The sequence below is a fragment of the Rhodococcus sp. OK519 genome (genome assembly GCF_003051005.1).
Classification (GTDB): Bacteria; Actinomycetota; Actinomycetes; order Mycobacteriales; family Mycobacteriaceae; genus Prescottella.
In genome coordinates this window covers 83,367-105,963 of record NZ_QAOW01000004.1, presented here as the reverse complement: position 1 = coordinate 105,963, position 22,597 = coordinate 83,367, and the positions used below count along the sequence as shown (strand labels likewise).

The window sequence follows — 22,597 nt, the reverse complement described above, 5'->3', positions numbered from 1 at the left end:
TGCCATCAGCCCATTGCACGATTCGCATCGCCGTCCGCCCCGATGACGACGTCCTCGATCCGACACGTCTCTCCGATCATCACCTCGTACAGTCTGCGCAGAAACTCCGGTGACAGCCCATTGGAACGAGCGAACTCCGCCGCGCGATCCTGGACCAGATTCACCCGCTGAGGCTGCATCATCGGAATGCTGCGATGTCGCTTGACCTCGGCGATCCGGACACACACGTCAATCCGTGCCCGGATGTCCTCGAGGAATCGGCGATCGATGTCGTCGAGCTCGGATCGGAGGTGGACGAGACTCTGCTCGTCGGCCGGAAGCGTTCCCGTGGGTGGTTCTGAGGTGTCGGCCGTGACCGGGCCGCTGGTGTCGTCCATACGCCACCTCGCCTTACGTCTGCTGGACCTGCGCGGTAGATCTGCGAGCGATCGCGTCAGCCGGTTCCGCTGGCTTCATGCGTTCCTTTCATGATGGCACGGGGGCAGGGGCGTGGCGAATCTTCGGCCAGATTGCGGAGGCGGCGAACCGGCAGCCCGAACGGTTCGGTTTCGATGCGGTCACGAATGCCGTGATGTGTCCGGATTCGATTGCAGCGCACGCGATCGCGCGGTATTCGAAAGTGAATCACACCGTGCCGCAACGTGGTTCGCGGGAACAGCTCGGCTCCGGTGCCGGCGTCGCATAAGCTGGGGCGCCGTTCGACCGAACGCAAAGCGCCCGCAGATCCACGGGGAGATCTGAAATGCGTGGTTTCGGTGGACATGAACTGTTTGTGGTGCCGCGCTTTTCGAGGGGGATATCGATGCCGTTCGCTCTGTTACCACCGCCGCTCCGCGCCGGGTTCACGAGTCGTGTGACCCGAGCACTCGTTGTCGCGGTGGCGGTGCTCGTCGCACCGGTCACCGGCCCGGCGACTGCCGCGCCGGTGCTGCCGGCGGCCGACCCCGATCCGTTCTACGGCCAGTCCGGCGACCTGGCCGGGTCCGCACCCGGGGACGTGCTCGCGGCCCGCCGCATGCCGCTGCTTCCACAGTTTCCGAACACCACCGTCTGGCAGGTCCGCTTCCGCTCGACCGGATCGGAGGGCGGCCCGATCGCGGCCGTCAGCACGCTCCTCGTCCCCGACGCGCGGCCATCGTCGGGTCCACTGCTGTCGTACCAGCACATCATCAACGCACTCGGCGCCCGGTGTGCCCCGTCGCGCACGCTCTTCACGAACGACCCCAATCTCATGATTCGCGAGGCTCCGGCACTCAACGTGGCACTCACCCGTGGCTGGACCGTCGCCCTGCCGGATCATCTGGGCCCGGCCAGCGCATACGGCGCGGCCAGGCTCGGCGGACAGATCACGCTGGACGGGATCCGGGCCGCGCAGCGCATGCCGGAGCTGGGACTGGCGGCGAGCCCGGTCGCGATGGCCGGCTATTCCGGGGGAGGAATGGCCACGTCGTTCGCGGCGGCGCTGGCGCCGTCGTACGCGCCGGAGCTGAACATCGTCGGGGTCGCGGCGGGCGGCGTGCCGATGAACCTCGGCAAGATGGCCCAGGGCCTCGGAACCGCTCCGCACCCGGCGTTCGGGCTGGCGCTCGCGGCGGCCATCGGCCTCGAACGCGAGTACCCCGATCGACTACCGGTGAGCGAGCAGTTGAACGCCCGCGGCCTGGCCATGCGGGACGCGGTCGCCGACGCCTGCACCAACGACATCCTGGCGACCGGAGCCGGCCACAGTGCGTCGGAGATCGCCACGACGACCGACCTGCTCTCCAGCCCTGGAGCACGAGAGGTCTTGTCCGACAACAGCGTCGAGGACTATCCGGGGGTGCCCACCGCGCCGCTGTTCGAATGGCACAGCCCGACGGACGTGCTGATCCCTGTCGACTCCATCGCGACGACGCTGCAGCGGTACTGCCGAGCCGGGGCGACGGTCGAGTCGGAACTGTTCCCCAGCCCGGACCACCTCACGACGGCCGTGCTGGGTGCGCCGCGCGCGCTGGACTACCTCGACGCCCGGTTCCGCGGCGAACCCGCACCCAGCAACTGCTGAAAAGCTTCCCCGTTTCCGTTCGGAAACGGGGAAGCTCCTGGATACACGTCGGCGCCGCCACGACAGGTCGTGGCGGCGCCGTGACGATGGTGCGAGGCGCTTACGCGATCAAGCTCCGCGACGCTTGGCCTTGAGCAGGTCCAGGCGCTCCTTCAGCAGCTCCTCGAGCTCGTCGACGGAGCGACGCTCGAGCAGCATGTCCCAGTGGGTGCGCGGGGGCTTGACCTTCTTCACCTCGGGCGCGACGCCTTCGAGCAACGAGCCCTCGAGTCCGTTCTTGCACATCCAGACGCCGGGAATCTCGGCCTCGTCGGCGAAGGGGACGTCGAACTCCTCGCCGTTGTCGCACCGGTATCGAGCGATGCGGCGGGGGGCCAGGTCGTGGTCACGATCGGTCTCGTAGCTCACCGCTCCGAGCCGGCTACCTCGAAGTACGCGATCTGCCATGGTGTGTCCTCTCTTCGTTCGTCACCGCGCCAGTTCGCCTAGGGCGGCGCACCGAGCGTTCACAACCAACTACAACGTCCCGGAATCCCGGATCGTTCCCGAGGCTCACGTGGATGCGGCCGCCCTATCTTACCGGGCGCCCGTTCCATTGCCCGCAGTAAGGTGTTCGACCATGGCCGCAGCTTCCCGGAGACCCGAATCGTGTGTGTGGTGCGGGCGTGAGGTCGCTCCGGCCGGGATCGGGCGTCGCCGACGCTACTGCCGTCAATCCTGCCGCCAGCGCGCCTACGAGCAGCGCAACGCGGTCAAGGGGACGTCGATCCCTGCCGACGCCCTGGTTCTCACCTCCGACGAGGCGTCCGCACTGTCCGACAGACTGTTCGAGTTGCGCTGCGCGGCCGAGGACGTCGCCACCGCCGTCGCGGAGGGAGCGGACGCCGGGGAACTCGCCACTCTCTCCGACCGACTGGTCGTGATGGCGCGCGGCGCCGAACGCTTCCGCTGACCCGTCGTACGGAAACGTCCCGACGCGTGGCGAACCGCACTACCGTGGGAAACGTCAGCGTGGAGCAGACCGAAAGGGCAGAACCATGACGGCTTCCGAGCATCACGCACACGATCCGGCCGACCACCCGCACGTCCACGGCAAGGACTGCGGCCACGAAACGGTGCAGCACGGCGATCATGTCGACTACATCCACGACGGGCACCGCCATGCCGAACACGAGGGCCACTACGACGAGCACGGTGAAGCCGGCTGATCCGTCGTCGACGCCGCCCGAACAGCCCTTCGCCGGGCTGCACGAAACGCACTCGGGGGTCGTGATCCTCCTCGGCGATCGCGTCTACAAGACCAAGAAGCCGATCCGCACCGAGTTCCTCGACTTCCGCACCCGCGCTGCGCGCGTGGCGGTGTGTGAACGCGAGGTCGAGCTGAACCGCCGACTGGCCCCCGACGTCTACCTCGGGGTGGCCGAACTCGGGAATCCGGACGGCGGTGTCGGCGAGCCGATGGTGGTGATGCGGCGCATGCCCGAGCAGGCGCGCCTCTCGATTCTGGCGCGCGACCGCTCCACCGTGTGCGCGGCCGCGGTCGACTCCATCGCCCGCATCGTTGCCGATTTCCATCGAGTCGCCGCCCGCGGCCCGGAGATCGACCGGGCGGGCACCGTCGACGCCGTCCGCCGGCGCTGGCACGACAATCTGCGCGAGACCCGGAAACTTGACCAGCGGGTGATCGACGCGGGCCGCCTGGACGCCATCACCCGCGCAGTCGACCACTATCTCGACGGCCGCAGCGCCCTGTTCGGGCAGCGGATCACCGACGGATGCATCGTCGACGGACACGCCGATCTGCTCAGCGACGACATCTTCTGCCTCGACGACGGCCCCCGGATCCTGGACTGCCTCGAATTCGACGACCGACTCCGGTACATCGACCGGATCGACGACATCGCATGCCTCGCGATGGACCTGGAGTTCCAGGGCAGGCCGGACCTCGCCGAGCGTCTCCTGCTCGGCTACACCGACCGTGCCGCCGAGACGGCGCCCGATTCGCTCGTCCACCACTACATCGCATACCGCGCGTTCATGCGGGCCAAAGTCGACTGCGTCCGATATCTCCAGGGCCGGGCCGCGTCGGCCGACGATGCGCTGAAGCACACCGCGCTCGCCGAAGAGCACCTCGAGCAGGCCCGGTGTCGCCTCGCCGTTGTCGGGGGACTGCCCGCGACCGGCAAGTCCACGCTCGCGGCCCGCCTCGCGGAGCTCGTCGGAGCCGAACTGATCTCGAGCGACCACCTCCGACGGCACCTGTTCGCAGACGACCGCGCCTCGACCCCCGCCCCCGACTATCGCAGCGGGCGGTACTCGGCCGATTCGACGGACCTCGTGTACGCGTCGATGCTCGAGCGGGCACACCGGTTCCTCGCTCAGGGACGATCCGTGGTGCTCGACGCGTCGTGGACTCACGACGACTATCGCGCCCGCGCCGCCGAGACTGCGGCGGAGACCTGTTCGGACCTGGTCCAGCTTCGGTGCACGGCGCCCGCCGAGCTCACCGAGCGCCGTCTTCTCGAGCGTGCCGCCGCCCGCCGCGACTCCGACTCGGAGGCCACGCCGGCGGTTGCAGTCGCGATGGCCCACGACGCCGATCCGTGGCCCGAGGCCGCCCTGATCGACACCTCCGGTCCGCTCGATGATTCACTCGCCGCCGCGACCGCCGAATGGTCTCGGCAGCCGCACTAGAGGTGCCTGAGGGAGGCAGCTGTGAGTGGTCTACCGCCGGATCTGCACCACTCGAATCCGATGGACTCGGGTTGGCCAGGGTTGTTCGAGTGGAATCTCTTCGTTGGTTGGTGGAATCGGTTCTGAGGACAACCTGTAAATGAGGGGGACCGCGCAATGGGAGATTCGTACGGGATCTGGTACGGACCGTTCGCGCCCTTGGTTTATCGGATTCACCTGTGGTTGACCCAGATGGGACGCAGATGAAGTGATCTGAAATGACCCCGTACGGCCTGTGACTCGGATCCCGTCGGTGTCGCTATCGACACACACGACCTACGCCGACGCATGTCGGCACTGTGTCACCGAGCGAAGAAGTGTTGCACCAGTTGACCGAGAGAACCCTCGTTGAGGCGGGGGAGGATGTCCATCCACACGCGTACTGGCGACCGCCCGATCATGGGTACGTCGATGTGCACGAGGTCGCGCTGCGGCGAGGACCAATGCTTGTCGAGTGTGGAGCACCCGGGCGGCGTGTCGTAGCCGCTCACGCAGTACACCGTTTCCCCGGGCCGGATCGGAGTCAGTACACGGGTTCCGCGGACATCGGGGTTCCAGAAGGCGGGGTCCTGCGGGACCAGCACGTCATTGACGGCCGCTAGACCGCCGCGAGGACTCGACGGGTTGGCGGGCTCCGCGCCGGCGGGTGCCGAGCCGAGTGCAACCGCGGCGCAAGCCAACGCGAGGACGACACCGGTACGCCGCCCGGAGAGAGTGGGCAGGGCCATATCGGGACTCCTCGATCAGGTGAATGTATTTTCGCGTAGCCGTTATGTCCATATCGAGAGTTCCCAGCGCGTGTTACTGCGCACCGACAAGGCCAAGCTTGCTGATGCAGACCCAGACTCGATGCATGTGCGACTGCCGAGAGGCGAATCAGCGTGGCGTCGCTGGCGTCCCGGGTCATGCGCGAACTCGGCGCTTCCGGGGACGCTGGGGTCGTCTTTACACAGGTTCCCGGGCGTGACTGTGGGACGCCGTGATTCCGGGTTCGTTGAAACCCTCCACATGGGATGGTGGGCTCGTATGGGGGCGGTTGCCAGCAGGGGAGTAACAGTGCGGGTACGTCGTGCGGTAGTGGGTTTGGTAGTCGCAGGTCTTGCTCTTGCCGTGGTGGGTTGCAGTAGCGGAAACAATGATGTTCCCGGGGGGACGGGCATCACCGAGGCTGCGGAAACCAAGCCCATTCCCGACCGGGTGGCCGTACATCGACCAGCCTTCATCGACACCGACATCTCGCCTGATGACGTACCTGTATGGCCAGGGCCGAACCCCTCCGAGTTCCTCTTGCCCAGTCCACCGTCCGGGACGAGCGGTGAGATTGCCGGCGCACAAGCTCGGGCCACGTACCTGGCTGCTCTCGGCAACCCGGGCGCACTTTGGAACGTAGGCAACACGGTGCAGTGGTTGGTCGTCGATCCTCTGTAGATCATGTGGAATGGTTGGGCCCCGCATCCGGGTTGGGCTGGCGCCTTCTTTCTAGGAGCATTGAAGGATCACCGCAATGTCATGGAGTAGTTTTTCTCCGTCCCACTTCGCGTCTCTGGAAATCCCGCTGGTCGTCATCCCCACAGCGGCAACTTCTCTGGTGATCTGGCGGATGGGCAGGGTTCCCGGTTTCGAGGTTTCCGAATGGCCCGCCGGATCCGTGAGCCGCGGTTTTTGGCCTCGATGGGGTCGTCCGGGGAGGCTATCGCGGCATCAAGTAGGAGTCCTGGCCTTCGTTTTGGGGTTTGTCGCTTGTGCGGGCTGGCTGAGTTGGACAACTGGAGACAAGGGAGGGTCTCGAGGGCCCAGTTATCCACCTCCGAGTGATTATCCTCCCTGGCAGATAGCGGCCTTGGGCGTAACGCTCACGGCGTTCGCTGTCCTGACTTCGATGTATGCGAGGAGGGTGAATTCTGGATCCCTCATATCACCGCTGTTTTGTGCGGCAGGCTTGTCTACAGCCATGTCTGCCGGCGTGGCTAATGGGGTGACGAGTCAAGAAGGGATCGGAGTTGCTTTTTCGATGATCGGCCTGACCGTAGGCCTGGGCATCATCACGCTACTTTGCGCTTCGTTGCGTGGGGGAAGGCTCAAAAGCCTGGCCCGATAATGCGATCCGAACACGCGAATCCCGGGGTGTCACTGCATGGTGGCGCGCTCCCGGTCACAAACACCGGCGCCTAGATTCCCGCGTCGTGCCACACGTCGTCGACGCGGCGCCGACCCGTCCGCGGTACCTCGAACTCACCCGCCGACGGCGTCCCCAAACGCACCACCACCTGGGGAAATCGGCCGCGCGCGCCCGACGCGGTCGCGGCTGCGCGCACCATCTCCCGACTCGCTGCGATCTCGGTGACGTGGGTGAGCGGGCACGTCGCCAGGCCCCGGACCGTCGCCTCGAGCAGCAACTCCGACAGCGCCTCCCCACACCGCAGCCAGTCCAGGCGGGTGTCGCTGTCGGTGCTGAGCACCGCCAGCGCGGCGCGGTCCGACGCCCCCGGCGGTTCGAGGATGCCGCGCGGATACTCCCGCCCCACCGGGACCGTAGCGCCGTCCGGCAGCGCACTCGCAGGGATACCCTCGATGGTTCCGGAATGCCCTGTCCACCAGAATAATTCGGCCCGATAGGCGGCGTCGTGCCGGCGTAGTTCGGCACCACTGCGCGTGGCCTCCGCCAGCCTGGAGGGGCCGTCGGCTCCGAGGAACGTCAGTGAGACGCCGTGGCCTCCGAGCAGGTCCTGCAGGCCGGCGAGAGCGTCGTCGGTCGGGGTGCCGAAGGCGCGACGGTCGGTCCACCGTCCCTCGATGGCGGCCCGCAGCGATCGCGCCCGCTCGGAGTCGTCGGCCGAGACGAACGCGACCGACGCCAACAGCATCGGATTGCCCGGATCCGGTAGACGATCTACCGCGACGCCGAGTCCGTGCGCGGCGACCGCAACCTCGAGGTGGTTCAGCGCCGCTCCGCAACTGATCACCATCTGACGGGCCAGCGGGTCGACGACCGGCAACGCCCGCAGCCGATCGGCATGCAGTTCGAGGCTCCCGCAACTGAACACCCACGACCACGGTTGGCTGTTGTGCACCGAGGGGGCCCGACAGGCGACGGAGACCGCCGCCCGAATCGGCTCCGGAGCCGCTCGGGTGCCCATGCATCGAGTGTCGTCCCACCGGCCTGTCCCGGCAAGATCCCGATATCGGACGAGACGGCGCGCAACGCGGGCTCGCCACGTTCGAACGAGCTCAGCCGCTCGAGCGCGTCCCCGGGTCGCTCATTCGCTTCGGTCGTCGAGGATGCGCACGTGAGTCGACTGTCGGCGCCAGGAAAATGGTGCATCCGTAGGTCACCGCGGCGCACGCTGCAGACATCCCCATGAACCACGCGCCCTCCGACGAATCCGGGTTCGTGGACATCCCCGAAGTCGACACACTCCAGATGAAGAACATCGCGAGCAACAGGAACACTGCGGCGGCGGAGCAGACCGCAAACCTGTGCCGCCAACACCACGCCGACCGCGGCGGCCACACCTGCGCCGACTGCACCGCCAGAGTGCCACCGACGACGGACACTGTTCCGACAACGACCCCGACGAACGCGCCCATCGTCAACACCAGAGGTTCAAACCCGACAACATCGGAACCACCCATCTCGCTCGCTGACGCGATGGCGCCGACCCCGGTCGCAATGCCGATCTCCCGTGAAATCCACCCCATGCGTGCAGCTAAGCACAGCCGAGGAAGTTCCCGACGAATCCGGCACGGATCGTCACGGGTGCCGCCGCGATGGCGCAAACCTCGGTGGGGGCCCGCGTCCGGGTGTTTGCTGGAAGGAGTCGTCCGACAGGGAGTCCCCATGGGAAGTTCACCGATCGTCGTCGGAGTCGACGGATCCGCGAGTTCGCGCGACGCGGTGCGTTGGGCGGCCGGTGAGGCCTCGGTGCGCGGCGACCCGCTGCTATTGGTCTCCAGCGTCACCACCGGCGGAATCGGAATGGCGTCCCCGTTCGCCGACGACCTGCGGGTCAGCGGCGAAAGCGCGTTGCAGGACGCCGTCGAACTCGCGGCCGAGGTCGGCCGGGTGGACGCTTCGACGGAGATGGTGGCGCTCACACCCGTCCAGGCGCTGATGAATCATGAGGGCACCGCCCGGATGATCGTGCTCGGGACCCGCGGACTGGGGGAGTTCACCGGCGGACTGATCGGATCGGTGACCTCCGCGATCGTCCACCACGCCGCCTGCCCGGTCGTGGTCGTGGCGGGGTGGCCACGTCCCGGAGAGCCCGCCTTCGACGGACCTGTCGTCGTCGGGGTCGATGGCACCGAGACCAGCGAACCCGCGGTCGCCGCCGCATTCGACGAGGCAACGTTGCACGGTGCCGACCTGGTGGCGCTGCACGCGTGGTCCGACCGCGCCCTCCCCGAAGGATCGGTCGCGGACACCTGGACGGACATCGCCGCCGCCGAGCAGCACCTGCTCGCGGAGCGACTCGCACCGTGGCGGGAGAAGCATCCGTCGGTGTCGGTGAAGCAGGTGATCGTTCAGGACCGACCCGCCCGGAACCTGCTCATGCGCGGCGCCGGCGCCCGGCTCATCGTCGTCGGCAGTCGCGGGCGCGGCGGCTTCCACGGCATGACTCTCGGGTCCACCAGCGCGGCGCTGCTGCGCAGCACCACGATTCCCCTGATGGTGGTCCGCTCACACTGAGTCGCTGGTCCACGCCTCGCCGTCGAATTCGCCGTCGACGCCGGCGGCGCCCTTGCCGCGACAGATCATCACCGGACACGGCGAATGATGCAGCAGATTCTGGCTGGTCGACCCCAGCAGCGCCCCGGCGATCCGGCTCCGTCCACGGCTGCCCACCACCACGAACCGCGCCTGCCCGGCGTACTCGAGCAGCGTTCGGCCCGCACTGTTCTGCTCGAGGACCGTCTCGACGCGCACGTCGGGCCACGCGGCCGAGTGGCCGGCCATGCTCTCCGCCAACAGCGCTCGCTCCTCGGCTTCGACCGCCGGCCAGTCGACGAGCCGAAATGCCCCGTACCGCTGGATCGTTCGCGCCGGACCCCACGCATGCACGGCTACCAGACGTGCACCGAGCACGGCCGCATACTCGTGGGCGATGCCCACCGCCTGGATACTCAGCGCGCTGCCGTCGACACCGACGACGATCGGCCTCTCGTCGGCCTCCACCGGCCCACCGCCACGGCACACCAGTACCGGGCAGCGGGCATGGTTCGCGACGCGCTGCCCCGTCGACCCCACCAGCATGGCCCCCACAGTGCCCGCGCCCGTCGCCCCCAGCACCAGCAGACCGGCACGCCCACTCAACTCGACGAGCGCGGCGGACGGCGGACCCGGATACTGCGCGAACGTCGAGTCGACGTCGGAGAACTCGGCGCCCACGAGTTCACGCGCGCGGCGCAGCAGGCTCACCGAATCCGACTCGAGCTTCTCGGTGAACTGCGCCTGGATCAGCACCGCCGCCTCACTCAGATACACCCCGGGGCTCGGTAGCACGTGCGCTACGTGCAGGGGAGCGCGCTTGCAGCGGGCCACCTGCGCCGCCCACCGCAACGCCTCGAACGACGACGGCGACCCGTCGATACCGGCCACCACCGATCCCTCCGCGAAGTCCGTTTCCGGGTCGGTCTCCATTGCGTCGAACCTCCCTCACAAATCGGGTGCCGTCTCCAGCGTGCCATCGACGGCACGGCCCCGCCGCAGTTCCACCCTCACCCGACTGCCCGACGCCAGCTCGTGCACCGACCCGTCGATGTCGATCCGAACCGGCGCGGCCCGGCTCCTGCGCGTCGACACCGTCACCGACGCGTGGTCGCAGCGCACGTGGATCCAATGACCGCGGTAGCGGACGTCGAATTCGAGGTTCCGCAACTCGTCGGGTAGTTGCGGGTGCAACCACAGCACGCCCTCCCGGATCGCGAATCCCGAATAGCAGCGCTGCAGGATGTCGATGCTGCCCGCCATCGCCCCCAGATGGATACCCTCGCGGGTCGTGCCGCCCTGGGTGTCGGACAGATCCGATTCGAGGGCCTCACCCAACATCTCCCACGACCCCCGCCGATCGCCGCGCACCAGCACCCACGCGTGTGTCACCCTGCTCAGCGTCGACCCGTGCGACGTCCGCGCCAGATAGAACTCGACCGTCTCGGGGATCGACGCCGGATCGAACGGATAGCCCATCTGGTGTACGAGGGCCGTCAGCTCCTCGGCGGAGAACAGGTACAGCAGCATCAGCACGTCCGCCTGCTTCGACGCCCGGTACCGCAGGCAGGAGTCGCCCTCGGCCTCGAGGATCTGATCGAGCCGTCCGATGTTCCCGTAGCGCGCCCGGTAGCCCGCCCAGTCCAGTTCCCGCAGCGACTCGTAGCCCTCGAACTGGCTCAGCAACCCATTCGAGAGGAAGCACAACCGCATGCGCCGCCGCAGATAGTCCCAATGCTCGATCTCCTCGGCGGTCACTCGCAGTCGCTCCCACACGCCGGCCGCCTCGTTCTCACCCAGGACGCGATACGCGTCGAGCGCGCGCGCCAGCGACCACGAAGCCAACACGTTGACGTACGCGCTGTTGTCGATGCCGCCGCCGGGACGATCCGGGTAGCCGTCGTGGAACTCGTCCGGCCCCATCACCCCACGGATGTCGAACCGATCGTCGGCCGGGTCGTACACCGCCAGGCTCGCCCACAGTCGCGCGTTCTCCACCAGCATCTCGGCGCCGAAGCTCGCGAGGAAGCCCAGATCCGCCGTCGCCTCCCAATAGCTCCACACGTTGTAGGCGACCGCCAGACCGACGTGGAACTGACGCCGCGAATTGTCGGCCATCCACCGACCCGATCGCGGGTTGAAGAACATCCGCGGCGTCTCCTCCCGACCGTCACTCCCGCTCTGCCACGGGAACAACGCACCACGCAGCCCCTGCGCCGTCGCCAACCGCCGGGCCTGCGGTAGACGACGGAACCGGTAGAGCAGCAACGCCCGGGTCAGCTCCGGCAGCCGCAGATTCAGGAACCCGAACACGAACATCTCGTCCCAGAAGATGTGACCGCGGTAGCCCTCGCCGTGCAGGCCACGTGCCGGCACCCCGGCATCCAGATCCGCAGTGTGCGGGGAAAGGGTCTGCAGCACATGAAAGATCTGCACGTTCGCCGCGAGCCGGGTCCGCACGTCCGCCTCGACGACCACCTCGAACCGCCGCCACAGCGACGCCCACGCCTCCACGTGGTCGGCCACCACCCGCTCGAACGAGCACGCGCTGTGGGCGGCCTCCCGCGCCGCGAGACCCGGTTCGGAGATGGCCCGATCGTGCGACGTGTACATCGCGACGGTCTTCTCCACCTCGACGCTCTGCCCGGACGCGACCTCCAGCGAGATCTCGTCGGCCACCGCATCCGATCCGAAACTCCGGGTCCGCTCGGCCTCGACGGACATCCCGTCGACACGGACCCGGGTGCGCGCCGCCTGCGCCACCCGCAGGCGCGACTGGCTGGTCTCCGCGTGCAACCACACCACGTCGTCCCCGGACGGTCCCGACGTCACCTCGGTCAGATGACGATCGGCGAACCGGGACAGGTCCGCGACATTCGTGTTCCGGACGGTCCCGTCGAGTGTCGAGCGCACGGTGAGCCGGCCCGACCAGTTCTCCGGACGCACCAGCGTGTCGACGACCGCGAGGTGCGGGTCCGCCATCGACACCAGGCGACGCTGTCGCAATCGGGTCCGGCGCCCTCGCGAGTCGACCAGGACCGTCTCCCGCAGAAGCAGACCCCCGCGCACGTCCAGTCCCACGTGGTGGTGGTCGACGGTGCTGTCACCGGCGGGGGACGACCACGGACCGTCGTCGATCCGGAACGTCACGCCCACCCAGTTCGGCAGGTTCACGATGCTCTCGTCCTCGTGCCGCACGCCGTCGATCAAAGAGTCGAGACGGTTGTAGCAGCCCGCGACGTACACGCCGGGGTAGTGCACACCGTCCGCGTGGGACTCGGCCAGCGCACCACGCACCGATTGATAGCCGTTGGCGAGGGTGAGGAGCGCTTCCCGCTGCCCCTCCGTGTCAGGATCGAACCCGAGATACGTGAGCAGCCAGGCGCCGCTGTCCCCGTCCGATGCCGTGAGCGAACACAGCTCACACCCGGGATCGGATCGTGCACCGACGGCGGCCACCGCGTCATTGTCCCACGCATCCAGGACCCGCCACCGGTCTCCGCGAAGCTGCGGACTCCCGAATGACGTGGCACCATCACGGATGTGGCCAGAAGACCCGTCGCCGAACAGCAACTGCGCGACCTCGCACAGCTACGCCGTGTCCGCGATCGGATCGACCGCGAGTACGCGCAGCCGCTCGACGTCGAGGCGCTCGCGCGCGGGGTGAACATGTCGGCCGGGCACCTCAGCCGCCAGTTCCGCCGCGCGTACGGCGAGCCCCCCTACGCCTACCTGATGACCCGCCGCATCGAACGCGCGATGGCGCTGCTGCGGCGCGGCGACCTCAGCGTCACCGAGGTGTGCTTCGAGGTGGGCTGCTCGTCGCTGGGCACCTTCAGCACCCGTTTCACCGAGCTCGTCGGGGTTCCGCCCAGCGTGTACCGGGACCAGGTGCGCCCCGACGCGGAGATGCCGTCGTGCGTCGCCAAGCACGTCACGAGACCGATCAGAAATCGAGAAGCGCAGCCCTCACGCCCCGCCTAGCGTGATCGTCATGAACATCACCATCCACTCCGCGTTCCTCCCGCACATCGACCGCGACGCCACGCTCGCCTTCTACCGCGATCTCCTCGGCTTCGAGGTTCGCAAGGAGGTGGGCTACAACGACATGTACTGGATCACCGTCGGCCACCCGGACCAGCCCGGCACATCGCTGGTCCTGCACCCGCCGGCCGCCGACCCCGGCATCACCGACGACGAGCGCCGCACCATAACCGAGATGATGGCGAAGGGCACGTACGCGATCCTCACGCTCGCCACCCCCGACCTCGACGGCACCTTCGAGAAGCTCGCGGCCGGCGGCGCGGAGATCGTCCAGGAACCGATCGAGCAGCCCTACGGCATCCGCGACTTCGCCGTCCGCGACCCCGCAGGCAACCTGCTCCGCATCAACGAGGTGCGCTGACATGACCACGATCACCGCACTGACCCTCGACGCCCCCGACCCCGGCGCCGCAAAGGCCTTCCATGCAGCTCTCGGCGTCGACGACCTCGCCGCCGTCGCAGACACCGCCGCACCGACCACCGGATTCCGCGGTTACACGCTGTCACTCGTGGTGTCCCAGCCCAACATCGTTGACACCCTCGTCGAGACCGCACTCGACGCCGGAGCGAGCATTCTCCAGCCTGTCAAGAAGAGTCTCTGGGGCTACGGCGGCGTCGTGCAGTCCCCGGACGGCGCGATCTGGAAGATCGCGACGTCGTCGAAGAAGAACACCGGGCCCGCCAGCCGGAAGATCGACGACATCGTCCTGCTGCTCGGTGCCGACGATGTCAAGGCGAGCAAGCAGTTCTACGTCGACCATGGGTTTGAGGTGGCCAAGAGCTTCGGCCGCAAGTACGTCGAGTTCGCCGCCCCGGGGTCACTCATCAAACTGGCGCTCTACGGGCGCCGTGCCCTCGCGAAGGACGCCGGGGTGGCCGACGACGGAACCGGATCGCACGGGATCGTGATCGGGACCGAGGCCGGTCCCTTCACCGACCCCGACGGTTTCACCTGGCAGACCGCGACGCGATGACAGTGCGTTCCGGTAGACATGGAGGCCGCACACCACAGAGGGAGACACGATGACCACGCACGCCGCTGACAGCCACGACCTGATCCGGGTGCACGGCGCGCGGGAGAACAACCTCAAGAACGTCAGCGTCGAACTGCCCAAGCGTCGGCTGACCGTGTTCACCGGGGTATCCGGTTCGGGCAAGAGTTCACTGGTCTTCGCCACGATCGCCGCGGAGTCGCAGCGGATGATCAACGAGACCTACAGCGCCTTCGTGCAGGGCTTCATGCCGACCCTGGCACGTCCGGACGTCGACGTCCTCGACGGGCTCACGACCGCGATCATCGTCGATCAGGAACGCATGGGTGCCAACCCCCGCTCCACCGTCGGCACCGCCACCGACGCCAACGCGATGCTGCGCATCCTGTTCAGCCGCCTGGGCCAGCCGCACATCGGGTCGCAGCAGGCCTTCTCGTTCAACGTCGCCTCCGTGAGCGGGGCCGGGGCCGTCACGGTGGAGAAGTCCGGCCGAACGGTCAAGGAGCGCCGCGCCTTCAGCATCACCGGCGGCATGTGCCCGCGCTGTGAGGGCTTGGGCAAGGTCTCCGACTTCGACCTCACCGCGCTCTACGACGACAGCAAGTCTCTCAACGAGGGTGCGCTGACGATCCCCGGCTACAGCATGGACGGCTGGTACGGGCGCATCTTCCGCGGCTGCGGATTCTTCGACGCCGACAAGCCGATCGCCGAGTTCACCAAGAGGCAGTTGGACGACCTGCTCTACAAGGAGCCGACCAAGGTCAAGGTCGAGGGCGTCAACGTCACGTACGAGGGCCTGATCCCCAAGATCCAGAAGTCGTTCCTGTCCAAGGACCGGGAGGCGATGCAGCCCCACATCCGGGCGTTCGTCGACCGCGCGATCACCTTCCAGACCTGCCCGGACTGCGAAGGCACCCGGCTCAGCGCGGAGGCACGCTCATCGAAGATCGACGGCGTCAGCATCGCCGACGTCTGTGCCATGCAGATCAGTGACCTCGCGGACTGGGTGCGCGGCCTCGACGAGCCGTCGGCGGCGCCGCTGCTGAAGTCGCTGGGGGAGACGCTCGACTCCTTCGTCGAGATCGGACTCGGTTACCTCAGCCTCGACCGCCCCGCCGGCACACTCTCCGGCGGAGAAGCGCAGCGCACCAAGCTCATCCGTCATCTCGGATCGTCGCTCACCGACGTCACCTACGTGTTCGACGAGCCCACCATCGGCCTGCACCCGCACGACATCGCACGCATGAACGACCTGTTGCTGCAGCTGCGGGACAAGGGCAACACCGTGTTGGTCGTCGAGCACAAGCCTGAGGCCATCGCGATCGCCGACCATGTCGTCGACCTCGGTCCGCGCGCCGGCACAGAGGGCGGCGAGATCGTCTTCGAGGGAACCGTCGACGAACTCCGCTCGTGGGGCACCCTCACCGGCAAGCACCTCGACGACCGCGCCTCGGTCAAGCCGTCGGTCCGGACAGCGTCGGGCGCCCTCGAGGTGCGCGGGGCCGACACCCACAACCTCCGCGGTGTCGACGTCGACATCCCACTGGGTGTGCTCGCCGTGGTGACCGGTGTCGCCGGTTCCGGCAAGAGTTCGCTGATCGGCGGCTCTGTAGCCAAGCGAGACGGCGTGGTGTCCATCGACCAGGGTGCGATCAAGGGCTCGCGGCGCAGCAACCCCGCCACCTACACCGGACTGCTCGAGCCGATCCGCAAGGCCTTCGCGAAGACCAACGGCGTCAAGCCCGGCCTGTTCAGCGCCAACTCCGACGGCGCGTGCCCCAACTGTAACGGCGCCGGCGTCGTGTACTCCGACCTGGCGATGATGGCGGGCGTCTCCACACCCTGCGAAGTATGCGAGGGCAAGCGGTTCCAGGCCGAGGTGCTGGACTACAAGTTCGGTGGCAAGGACATCAGCGAGGTCCTCACGATGTCCGTGGCGCAGGCCGAGGAATTCTTCGGCTCGGGCGACGCAAAACTGCCTGCTGCCCACAAGATCCTGGCGCGGCTGGTGGACGTCGGACTCGGGTACATCAAGATCGGGCAGCCGCTCACCACGCTGTCCGGCGGTGAACGTCAGCGGCTCAAGCTCGCGACGCACATGGGGGAGAAGGGCGACGTCTACGTCCTCGACGAGCCCACCACCGGCCTGCACCTCGCGGACGTGGAGAACCTGCTCGGCCTGCTCGACCGTCTCGTCGACTCCGGCAAGTCGGTCATCGTCATCGAACACCACCAGGCGGTCATGGCGCACGCCGACTGGATCATCGACCTCGGCCCGGGCGCCGGACACGACGGCGGACTGGTCGTCTTCGAGGGCACGCCCGCGGATCTCGTCGCCGACCGTTCGACGCTCACCGGCAAGCATCTCGCGGAGTATGTCGGCGCGTGACCGACAACCGTGTGCCCATCAATACGTCACTGTGACGTATTGATGGGCACACGGCGGGATGACAGGAGAGCGCCGAGGAGGTCGATCCGGGCCCGGCGGCATCTGATCGGTATCCGGCCGCCGACCCGGGCAGGCTCGAAGCTTGAATCCCGACCGGCGGATCGCGACAGACCCACAGCGGTCCACAGCGGTCCGAGTGATACGTCCCGCAAGTCGGACGCCGACGACGGGCCGAACCGCGCCGGACACACGCGTCGAGCAGGCGCAGCGACAGCGCGCACATCCAGAGTCCAGAGCATCGGACAACGAACGGTCGACGGCACCGGCGAAGCGCCGCGGCAAACCCGTACGGACGGCGTTATCCCACGTCGCCATTTCGCCGATAATCCACATTATGTCAAGTTATCGGGATCGGGCGGTTCCCCAGAGGTTGCCCGAGCGAATCCACCCACGCCAGGCCTCGAACGCCGACATCGGCGTCAGACACCGCCCGCACGGCGCACACCGATCCGGTCAGAAGCATCGCCGCCGAAAGCTCGGCCGACGGGCCGCGACCTCCACGCTGCCAGGTCGGTCTGTCGGCGCACCGTCCACGAGGCCCGAGACGTCACCGGCGATCCGGCCGGCACCCGAATCCAGCGACAACATCCTCGAACTCGCGGCAAAATCGACGAGCCACGCCGCCGCCGGTTTGCCGGAATTCGAACGACGCGCGACGTACAGTCGGTACCAATTCCTCTCGCGCCGGCAGAGACTTCGGCCCGTGGGCCGCCCTACCCCGCAGGTTCCGCCCAGACCCACACCACCGTCATGGATAATGACGAATATCCATGTGCGCGTTGATGGTTCGTGGATTCGGCGCGTTCGACACGAGCCAGTCTCGGACAGTCCCGTTCGTGCCGCCCCCATCACCCACGCGCCGCACCGATCCGCTCGGCCGACCGGACGCCGCTACCTGCGCAAACGTGTGAGCAAACGGACGAATTACGCCCCGCCTCAGGCCCTCCGGCGGACCCACGCACTCCCCTCCCCGGCCGCCCCACGCCTACGATGAGTCGTGTCCGCTGTCGATCGAACGGAGGACACGTGAGCGCACGGATATCACCCTGGCCCGGTCCCCTGATGCCGTTCCCCCGTCACTGCGAGGCGATTGTGTGACTCGCACCGTCACCCACACCGACGAGTACGTGGACGTTGTCCCGCTCTTGCAATCGATGTCGTCGCTCGACGCCGCAGATCCACGATTCACAAGGCTGCGCGACCGCGCCGTCACACGCTGTCCCCCGTCGGCCGAGCACGTCGCGCGGCGGTTCGACGGCCGCGGCGAGGTCCACGAGCAGATCCGGCGGTCCTCCGACGCCCTGTCACATGAATTGGGGCGCCCACCAACCCGCCGCGAGATCGCCGACGAACTGCGGGCCGAGGAGTCCACCGTGGCGGCGGGGGTCCTGGCGGGCCACGGGTACAGGGCGCTGTCGCTGGACGGGAGTGTCGGTGACGCAGCGGGTGCGCGCCGCTCGTCACACCCGGTCGACAAGCTGTTCGTGTCCGGCCGTTCGTGCGCAATTTGCGCAGCAGAATATGCGGCTCTCGTCCTCGACTCCGTGCCCGAGGATTCGGCACCCGCACTGCCCGCACACGGGTGCCATCGCGTGAGCTGCGCACTCGAAACTGTCGAACACTCCACGCCGGTCCCCCATGACCACCGTGAACGACTTGTCATAGTCGTTGCCGCATGTATCGCAGGTTGCCATCACGCGCCTCCTGGCCGGGGTCCGTCCGCGGCACCCTGTCGCCGGTTTGCCCCGCCACGCTGTCGACATACCCCGAACGACCGCGGACCACACATGTCGAGGCGGCCTCACGACAACCGCTGAAACGACGGCGCCCCCGCCGCGGATGGACCGCGGCGGGGGCGCCGGAAGTTTAAAGGCCAGGCACACGTCGGGGGGTGCGCCTGACCTCCTTCAAAGTATCCATACGGCGGCGTCAGGAAAAGTCGGAAAGGGGTGAAATCGAGGGTGAAGCGGCACTGAATCGAAGTTCAGTCACGCGCGAATTGTTCGCCAGCACGCGAAGTTACACGATTTTCGTCGCGATCCTGGCGAAACGGATGACGAATCTGCAGAGCCCGTCAGGGGTGGTCGTCCGCCATCGCCGTCATTCGCTGTCGTAACGGGCCGATAGACTCCACCGGACGCGAACCGGTCCCCGGCGCCGCGCAAATCGCAGTCTCGGAAGGACAACGGAGCGGGCCCACGTGAGTGACGATCGACGACTACTCGAGGCCTGGTTCGGCGAATTCCTGCTGCATCGCAGCACGGCGAAGCCCTCCCCCCACACTCTGAAGGCGTATCGCCAGGATTTCGCGGCGATCACCGGGTTCCTGTCCGAGCAGGCGGGGATGGCGGTGGCCGCGTTGCCGGTGGAGGTGATCACCAAGCCGTCGATGCAGCAGGCGTTCGCCGCGTTCGCCGCGACGCACGAGGTCGCGTCCATCCGGCGGTGCTGGTCGACCTGGAACACGCTGTGCGACTACCTGTTCTCACTCGACGCCATCGTCGCCAATCCCATGTCTGCAGTCCTTCGCCCCAAGGCGCCCAAGCGTATTCCGAAGGCGCTGCCGGCGGACGCGGTCACCCGGCTGATCCGGACGTTGCAGGAGGATGACAACGACGGCGTCCGCCCGTGGGGTGAGCGGGACTTCGCGATCATTCTCACCGCCCTCCTGACAGGCATGCGGTCGTCGGAATTGATCGCAGTCGACCTCGGCGACGTTCGCGGCGCCACCGATCCGGACGGTGGATCGGGTCGGGTGATCCTCGTGCGGGGCAAGGGCAGCAAGGAACGGGTCGCGACCGCCGAGCCCGCGCTGGTGGCGGCGCTGACCGGTTACCTCGAGTCACGCATCGAACGGCTTCCCGGGACGGCGAAACGCCGCGTGCCGGACGATGCCACTCCGTGGCAACACTTTCGCAGCACCGATCCGTTGTTCGTGGGCGCGGACGGGGAACGGATCACGCGCGGCACGCTGCAGTACCGGGTGCTGCGCGCGTACCGCCGCGCCGGGATCAACGGTGAACGCGCGAAGGGCGCGCTCACACACCAGTTCCGGCACACGTTCGCCACCAACATGGCCGACGAGAACGTCAGCATCTTCACGCTCATGCGGATGCTCGGGCACGAGTCGATGAACACGACGCAGGTGTACACCGAGGGTGCGGGCACGGGTGTGCGGGAGGCCGCCGCACGCAATCCGCTCTACCGCTTCCTCGACGGGAACTGACCGCGAGCTACGCCGCCGTCCCTGCGGAGACTTCCCTCGACGTGCGGTTGCGCACCGTCACGGCGAGTGGCGGGTCCATCGTGGATCTACCGTCGTTGCGGGACCGCCCATGTGTCGAATGCCGACGAAGGCTGTTCCCGACGTCGCCATGGGGACCCCGGCCGAGATACGGCTGCGCCCCGGAGCCATCGATCGTGTCGATGACATCCGGGGCGCGGAAGGGCGAATCAGCCGAGGTCCGGGTGGCCGACCCACTCGACAATCGTCCAGCCCCGCTGCGGGCTGCCCTTCAAGGTGACATGGCCGCCGTTACGCATCGGATCGGTGCCGAGTTTGCTCATGTCCGCGTTGCTGGCGTTCATCATTGACCAGAACATGATGGTGCCGCCGTGCGAGAAGATCACCGGGTTGGTGCAGCCACGGTCCTGCACATTGAGCAGTGCCTGATCGAAGCGGCCGTCGAACTCGTTGCCGTCGATGGAGCCTGGAATCCGTGCGTTCAGGTCGCCGGAGAGCCACTTGATCGGCGCCTGCAGGTAACCGGACAGCGCCTCGGCCTCCGGGGAGCCCTCGTAGTCGCCTGCCTCGATCTCCCGGAAACCGGGCTGAATGTCGACGCTCAGGTGTTGCTCGGCGACGGTCGGTGCCGCAGTCTGCTCTGTACGCACCATGTTGGACGCGAAGGCGCAGTCGAAATCCTGGTCGGCCAGCTGGATGGCCAGATTGTCTGCCTGCGTCCGGCCACGTGGGGTCAGGTCGGGTCCGGGCACCTTGGTGTCGACCAGGCCGGAGGTGTTACCGGCGGACTCCGCATGGCGCACCAGGGTGATGACCATCTCGCCGTCGCTGCTGCCGACGCTGCTGCCGAAACTGCCCCCGGAGCTTCCGAAGTTGATACCAGCGGACGCGACGCCGGCGGTCGCGGTTGTGGCCGCGACCGCGGTCGCCATCACCGCAATGGATAGCCGAAGAGCTCGGATGCGCATGGGTGGGAACGCCTTTCGTCGTGGGGAACGTCACTTCAGGTATGCCGAAGAGCGAAAACCTGGAGTGTCGGATCTCACAGAATCAGCTGGCTGCCGGGACCGACTACAGGGTTTCCCATCCATCGGGAGCCTCGCGCGCCGGACAGGCGAAAACCATTGTGAGCGGGGGTGCGAGCGGCTTCTGAGTCACCGACAACTTCTGAACCGAACTGCGCGACACTCCTAGCGGAGGTACCCGGCGGAGGCCCTCCCACCCATCCCCGACGTCGTCATGGGATCCCAGCCAACCGGCGTCACCACACAAGCGCTCACCGGGATCCCCGCCAGCTCCTACGTCGCACTCGCGACCTGCTGACGTCACCAGAACGACCCTGCAATGTGGATGTCCGCATACCCCGGAATCGAGGACTACTTCATCCCGTTTTAGATCCCCGCCTTCACAGTCCAGCAACAATCAACCGTCATCACCATCCCAGAAGGCTGACCGGGCACGGTACCGCAGCCACTAACTCTGGCTGCCACGCCAAAGAACCCGAACAACCCTGACCAACCAGCAGCGCCGACCGCAAAGCCGCATGACATCACCAGGTCAGGACAGCGAACGGCCCTCACAGGCCGAGCCCTACGCGAAGCCCTCACTAACACTAAAGAGGTTCGACAACCAGCCACAGCACAACGCCGCCGACGTTCCACAGAACGCCTGGATTCTCGAGAGCCGCCGTATACACGACCTCAGCCTGCTCTCCAGCCAACTCGCCACTCGAGCCCGACGGCGGACTCGGCTCGAGGAACTCATAAGGGTGCGGTCCCGGCCACACAGGAACCTCATCAGCCGAGAAACCGATATCGACGAACCCCGGCTGGCGAACGACGACCCGATCCGGAAGAGGCACGGCCGCCGCCACCGCCGCGACATCTGTTGCCCCCGAACCGGCATCGCCTCCGCTAACGCAACCCCCCACTGCAAGAACAAGCCCCACCACAGACAAACCCACCACCACACGACGTACCCGCACCACAACCCCCTCGGTCAACTGAAACCCCCATACAAGACCACCATCCCACCCACAAAGCGCATCCGAACCCAGAAACAACACCCAGACCCCGCGAACACGATCGACCACACTGACGAACGGGACCGGCCCGGCGACTTCGGGCCGGGCCCACCAGCATCAGACCGGATCGAACCGACGTCGTCGGGATCTTCCCCGGCCGCACCTCCCTGATCCGACTCGTCGGCGCCGTGCTCGCCGAACAACACGGCGAGTGGATCGAAGGACGCCGCTACCTCGGCCTCGACGTCCCCGTCACCGCCCGCGGCGACAAGCCCACCGACACCAACGACACCGCCGAACCTGCCGAGGAGCTCACACCAGCACTGACCGCATAACCCAACGAGGAATCACGCGGCGACC

General features: G+C 67.3%; 21 protein-coding genes and 2 pseudogenes. 13 read left to right on the top strand and 10 right to left on the bottom strand.

The genetic code is table 11. The features are described from left to right. Positions 1 to 5: 5 nt before the first annotated feature. Together C8K36_RS12950 and C8K36_RS24550 are read right to left on the bottom strand one after the other, a co-directional pair. A complete protein-coding gene (locus C8K36_RS12950) occupies positions 6 to 377 on the bottom strand; it encodes a chorismate mutase family protein (protein WP_107984907.1) in 372 nt (123 codons plus the stop codon). 56 nt (positions 378 to 433) lie between these two features. Further along, a complete protein-coding gene (locus tag C8K36_RS24550; RefSeq protein WP_146176494.1) occupies positions 434 to 763 on the bottom strand; it encodes a hypothetical protein in 330 nt (109 codons plus the stop codon). A 39-nt stretch (positions 764 to 802) separates the two neighbouring features. On the opposite strand from C8K36_RS24550, the gene C8K36_RS12940 reads away from it, so the two are divergent. Next, positions 803 to 2,044, top strand: coding sequence for a lipase family protein (locus C8K36_RS12940; RefSeq protein ID WP_107984905.1), 1,242 nt, complete (start codon positions 803 to 805; stop codon positions 2,042 to 2,044). A 108-nt stretch (positions 2,045 to 2,152) separates the two neighbouring features. On the opposite strand, the gene C8K36_RS12935 is transcribed toward C8K36_RS12940, so the two are convergent. After that, positions 2,153 to 2,491 carry an RNA polymerase-binding protein RbpA gene (locus C8K36_RS12935; protein ID WP_107984904.1) on the bottom strand — a complete coding sequence of 113 codons (339 nt, stop codon included), beginning with the start codon at positions 2,489 to 2,491 and terminating at the stop codon, positions 2,153 to 2,155. Positions 2,492 to 2,663: 172 nt separating this feature from the next. Between C8K36_RS12935 and C8K36_RS12930 the strand changes: the two genes are divergently transcribed. From C8K36_RS12930 to C8K36_RS12920, 3 genes are all read left to right on the top strand, one after another. Then, the gene (locus C8K36_RS12930) at positions 2,664 to 2,996 is read left to right on the top strand and encodes a hypothetical protein (protein WP_107984903.1); all 333 of its coding nucleotides are present in this window, start codon (positions 2,664 to 2,666) and stop codon (positions 2,994 to 2,996) included. Positions 2,997 to 3,081: 85 nt separating this feature from the next. Then, the gene (locus tag C8K36_RS12925; protein ID WP_107984902.1) at positions 3,082 to 3,252 is read left to right on the top strand and encodes a zinc transporter permease; all 171 of its coding nucleotides are present in this window, start codon (positions 3,082 to 3,084) and stop codon (positions 3,250 to 3,252) included. Next, positions 3,239 to 4,738, top strand: coding sequence for an AAA family ATPase (locus C8K36_RS12920; protein ID WP_258195395.1), 1,500 nt, complete (start codon positions 3,239 to 3,241; stop codon positions 4,736 to 4,738). The genes C8K36_RS12925 and C8K36_RS12920 overlap by 14 nt, the downstream gene beginning before the upstream one ends. A gap of 341 nt (positions 4,739 to 5,079) precedes the next feature. Here C8K36_RS12920 and C8K36_RS12915 read toward each other — a convergent pair whose 3' ends face one another. The 3 genes from C8K36_RS12915 to C8K36_RS12900 all read right to left on the bottom strand — a co-directional run bounded on the left by C8K36_RS12915 (position 5,080) and on the right by C8K36_RS12900 (position 8,476). Then, on the bottom strand, positions 5,080 to 5,505 hold the full coding sequence (locus C8K36_RS12915; protein ID WP_107984900.1) for a hypothetical protein: 426 nt from the start codon (positions 5,503 to 5,505) through the stop codon (positions 5,080 to 5,082). Between the two features lie 1,440 nt (positions 5,506 to 6,945). Then, on the bottom strand, positions 6,946 to 7,914 hold the full coding sequence (locus tag C8K36_RS12905; RefSeq protein ID WP_107984899.1) for an Acg family FMN-binding oxidoreductase: 969 nt from the start codon (positions 7,912 to 7,914) through the stop codon (positions 6,946 to 6,948). 91 nt (positions 7,915 to 8,005) lie between these two features. Beyond that, entirely contained in the window at positions 8,006 to 8,476 is a 471-nt protein-coding gene (locus C8K36_RS12900) for a hypothetical protein (RefSeq protein ID WP_107984898.1), read from the bottom strand. 139 nt (positions 8,477 to 8,615) lie between these two features. On the opposite strand from C8K36_RS12900, the gene C8K36_RS12895 reads away from it, so the two are divergent. Next, complete coding sequence (locus C8K36_RS12895) at positions 8,616 to 9,467, top strand: universal stress protein (RefSeq protein ID WP_107984897.1); 852 nt, start codon at positions 8,616 to 8,618, stop codon at positions 9,465 to 9,467. Here C8K36_RS12895 and C8K36_RS12890 read toward each other — a convergent pair. After that, positions 9,459 to 10,418, bottom strand: coding sequence for a universal stress protein (locus C8K36_RS12890; protein ID WP_107984896.1), 960 nt, complete (start codon positions 10,416 to 10,418; stop codon positions 9,459 to 9,461). The genes C8K36_RS12895 and C8K36_RS12890 overlap by 9 nt on opposite strands. Before the next feature lie 15 nt (positions 10,419 to 10,433). Then, positions 10,434 to 12,944 (bottom strand): glycoside hydrolase family 65 protein, encoded by a 2,511-nt coding sequence (locus tag C8K36_RS12885; protein WP_107984895.1) that lies wholly within the window; start codon positions 12,942 to 12,944, stop codon positions 10,434 to 10,436. An 84-nt stretch (positions 12,945 to 13,028) separates the two neighbouring features. Between C8K36_RS12885 and C8K36_RS12880 the strand changes: the two genes are divergently transcribed. From C8K36_RS12880 to C8K36_RS25445, 5 genes and pseudogenes are all read left to right on the top strand, one after another. Further along, on the top strand, positions 13,029 to 13,469 hold the full coding sequence (locus tag C8K36_RS12880) for a helix-turn-helix transcriptional regulator (RefSeq protein WP_107984894.1): 441 nt from the start codon (positions 13,029 to 13,031) through the stop codon (positions 13,467 to 13,469). 10 nt (positions 13,470 to 13,479) lie between these two features. Further along, a complete protein-coding gene (locus C8K36_RS12875; RefSeq protein ID WP_181319533.1) occupies positions 13,480 to 13,890 on the top strand; it encodes a VOC family protein in 411 nt (136 codons plus the stop codon). A gap of 1 nt (position 13,891) precedes the next feature. Further along, positions 13,892 to 14,503 (top strand): glyoxalase, encoded by a 612-nt coding sequence (locus C8K36_RS12870; RefSeq protein ID WP_107984892.1) that lies wholly within the window; start codon positions 13,892 to 13,894, stop codon positions 14,501 to 14,503. A 49-nt stretch (positions 14,504 to 14,552) separates the two neighbouring features. Beyond that, complete coding sequence (locus tag C8K36_RS12865; protein WP_107984891.1) at positions 14,553 to 16,910, top strand: ATP-binding cassette domain-containing protein; 2,358 nt, start codon at positions 14,553 to 14,555, stop codon at positions 16,908 to 16,910. Positions 16,911 to 18,124: 1,214 nt separating this feature from the next. After that, a pseudogene (locus C8K36_RS25445) lies at positions 18,125 to 18,382 on the top strand (sigma-70 domain-containing protein); the annotation flags it as partial. 48 nt (positions 18,383 to 18,430) lie between these two features. On the opposite strand, the gene C8K36_RS25180 reads toward C8K36_RS25445, so the two are convergent. Then, positions 18,431 to 18,664: a hypothetical protein gene (locus C8K36_RS25180; RefSeq protein WP_107985179.1), complete on the bottom strand. Its 234-nt coding sequence runs from the start codon at positions 18,662 to 18,664 to the stop codon at positions 18,431 to 18,433. Between the two features lie 506 nt (positions 18,665 to 19,170). Here C8K36_RS25180 and C8K36_RS12850 point away from each other — a divergent pair. Further along, positions 19,171 to 20,196: a tyrosine-type recombinase/integrase gene (locus C8K36_RS12850; protein ID WP_107984890.1), complete on the top strand. Its 1,026-nt coding sequence runs from the start codon at positions 19,171 to 19,173 to the stop codon at positions 20,194 to 20,196. A 227-nt stretch (positions 20,197 to 20,423) separates the two neighbouring features. Here C8K36_RS12850 and C8K36_RS12845 read toward each other — a convergent pair whose 3' ends face one another. Next, positions 20,424 to 21,146 (bottom strand): histidine phosphatase family protein, encoded by a 723-nt coding sequence (locus tag C8K36_RS12845; protein ID WP_258195394.1) that lies wholly within the window; start codon positions 21,144 to 21,146, stop codon positions 20,424 to 20,426. Between the two features lie 611 nt (positions 21,147 to 21,757). On the opposite strand from C8K36_RS12845, the gene C8K36_RS24815 reads away from it, so the two are divergent. Together C8K36_RS24815 and C8K36_RS12835 are read left to right on the top strand one after the other, a co-directional pair. Further along, complete coding sequence (locus tag C8K36_RS24815; RefSeq protein ID WP_181319531.1) at positions 21,758 to 22,408, top strand: hypothetical protein; 651 nt, start codon at positions 21,758 to 21,760, stop codon at positions 22,406 to 22,408. Then, positions 22,366 to 22,572: pseudogene (locus C8K36_RS12835) on the top strand (transposase); the annotation flags it as partial. The gene C8K36_RS24815 and the pseudogene C8K36_RS12835, both read left to right, overlap by 43 nt. Positions 22,573 to 22,597: the final 25 nt, after the last annotated feature.